Genomic DNA, 1,975 nt, shown 5'->3' with positions numbered 1-1,975 from the left:
GTGCTGCGCACGCGGGCCATGAAACCAGCCAGCTCCGGCGCCCCGTCCTGATTGGCGCTCCACAGCCTCCCCGCACGCGCCTTCTGCAACCGCCCTGCCTGTTGGGAGGTGACAAGCGAACAAGTGGGGGTTGATCCCCGGATTGGCATCCGGGCCGGGCACGCCACCATCCGTTCGGACTGAGGTATCGAAGTCCCGCTCGGCACTCGCAGGCTCTTCACACAAAGCCACCGGCTCGGCAAAGGCGCGCGCAAATCGCCCCAGACGGGCTTACGTCATCGTCCCGGCAATCACGACAACCACGATCACCACGCCGATCGTCAGGTTCACCGCCACCCAATCGCGGATCGCCTTCAGCGCGGCACCGGCCGCCGCCCAATCCTGAGCGGCGCTCGCGCGCTGCACGCGCTTGAACAGCGCAAAGCGGATGTGGCCGAAGATCGCGACCATCAGCAGCCCGAGCCCGGCCATCACGCTCCATTCGAGCGGCATGTTGAACGGACCGCCGGTCGCCTTCGTCGTCGACGCGACGCGCCCCACCATCCAGCCGCCGCTCAGCACGGTGACCAGCGCCACCCACAGCACGATGCCGAAGAAGCGCTGCAGCACCGACTGCATCAGCGGCACGCGCTCGGCCGGCGGCAGGTGCGCCGCGCCGGGCCGCAGGCAGAACAGCGTGAAGAACATGCCGCCGAGCCAGACGATCACCGACAGGAAGTGCAGGACTTTCAGGCTGGCGTAGAGCATCGTGGGTCTTTCGTGCGTTGGACTTCAGTTCAATGTCGTGCTGCCGGGCGGCTGGTCGCGTGGCAGCGTGAACAGCTCGCCGACGTCGACCGCGTCGAAGTGGTACTTGATGCCGCAGAAGTCGCAACCCACCTCGACCCGGCCCTGCTCGGCGACCACCCCGTCGACCTCCTCGCGGCCCAGCCCCTTCAGCATCGCGCCGACGCGCTCGCGCGAGCAGGTGCACGCGAAATGCGGCCCGAGTTCGCCGGTCATCGGCGGGAAGCGGCGCACGGTCTCTTCCCAGAACAGCCGGCGCAGTACGGTCTCGGCATCGAGCGTCAGCAACTCGTCGGCGGTGAGGGTCGAGGCCAGGTGCGAGATGCGGTTGTAGGCCTCGTTCAGGCCGATCTCGTCTTCGTTGCGGCGGCCGGCGAGGTTGCCCTCGCCCTCGATCGGCAGGCGCTGGATCAGCAGGCCGGCGGCCACCTCGTCGTTGGCCGCGAGGATCAGCCGCGTGTCGAGCTGCTCGGACTGCAGCATGTAGTGCTCCAGCACGTCGGCCAGCTTCTGCAGCGGCTCGCCGCCGTCGCCGTGCAGCGCGACCACGCCCTGGTACGGCTGCTGCCCAGGGCCGCGCGGCTTCGGGTCGAGCGTGATCGCGCAACGGCCCTTGCCGCCGGCGTTGACCATCGCGGCCAGGCGCGCATCGGGCGCCACCTCGCCGACCACCTTCGCGGTGACGCGGAACGCGAGGTCGGACTGCACCTCGGCCACCGCCAGCTTGACCGGCCCGTCGCCGAAGATCTGCATCACGAGCGAGCCTTCGAACTTGATGTTCGACTGCATCAGCACCGCCGCGGCCGACATCTCGCCGAGCAGCGCGCGCACCGCGGGCGGGAAGGCATCGGATGCCGTGCTGCGCCGGCGCAGGATCTCGACCCAGGAATCGGTCAGGCGCACCAGCATGCCGCGCACCGGCAGGCCTTCGAACAGGAATTTGTGAAGCTCGCTCATCAGGTGATTTCTTTCAGGCCGGACTGGTAGCGCCGGGCGTTCTCGACATAGTGGGCGGCGCTCTTCTCGAGCCCCTGCATCTGCTCTGGCGACAGCTGGCGCACCACGCGGGCCGGCGTGCCCAGGATCAGCGAGCCGTCCGGGAAACTCTGGCCCTCGGTGACCAGCGCGCCGGCGCCCACCAGGCAATGGCGGCCGATCTTCGCGCCGTTCAGCACCACGGCCTGGATGC

3 protein-coding genes are annotated in these 1,975 nt (G+C 68.9%); all 3 read right to left on the bottom strand.

Annotated features, from left to right (window positions below; all coding sequences use genetic code 11):
* Nucleotides 1–270: 270 nt before the first annotated feature.
* On the bottom strand, nucleotides 271–747 hold the full coding sequence (locus tag AC1D12_RS31950) for a CopD family protein (RefSeq protein WP_465113390.1): 477 nt from the start codon (nucleotides 745–747) through the stop codon (nucleotides 271–273).
* A 24-nt stretch (nucleotides 748–771) separates the two neighbouring features.
* Complete coding sequence (gene hslO, locus AC1D12_RS31945; RefSeq protein WP_465113389.1) at nucleotides 772–1,743, bottom strand: Hsp33 family molecular chaperone HslO; 972 nt, start codon at nucleotides 1,741–1,743, stop codon at nucleotides 772–774.
* Nucleotides 1,743–1,975: gamma carbonic anhydrase family protein (locus AC1D12_RS31940; protein WP_477845184.1), on the bottom strand; the 233-nt coding region annotated here is incomplete at its 5' end. The genes AC1D12_RS31940 and hslO, both read right to left, overlap by 1 nt.

The organism is Rhizobacter sp. P1_G5, from assembly GCF_056405435.1.
This window is presented reverse-complemented; position numbering and strand designations above follow the sequence as displayed.

Excerpts from the sequence above, each read along its gene's own strand:
- AC1D12_RS31950 (WP_465113390.1), bottom strand. The coding sequence starts at position 747 with ATGCTCTACGCCAGCCTGAAAGTCCTGCACTTCCTGTCGGTGATCGTC.
- hslO (WP_465113389.1), bottom strand. The coding sequence starts at position 1,743 with ATGAGCGAGCTTCACAAATTCCTGTTCGAAGGCCTGCCGGTGCGCGGC.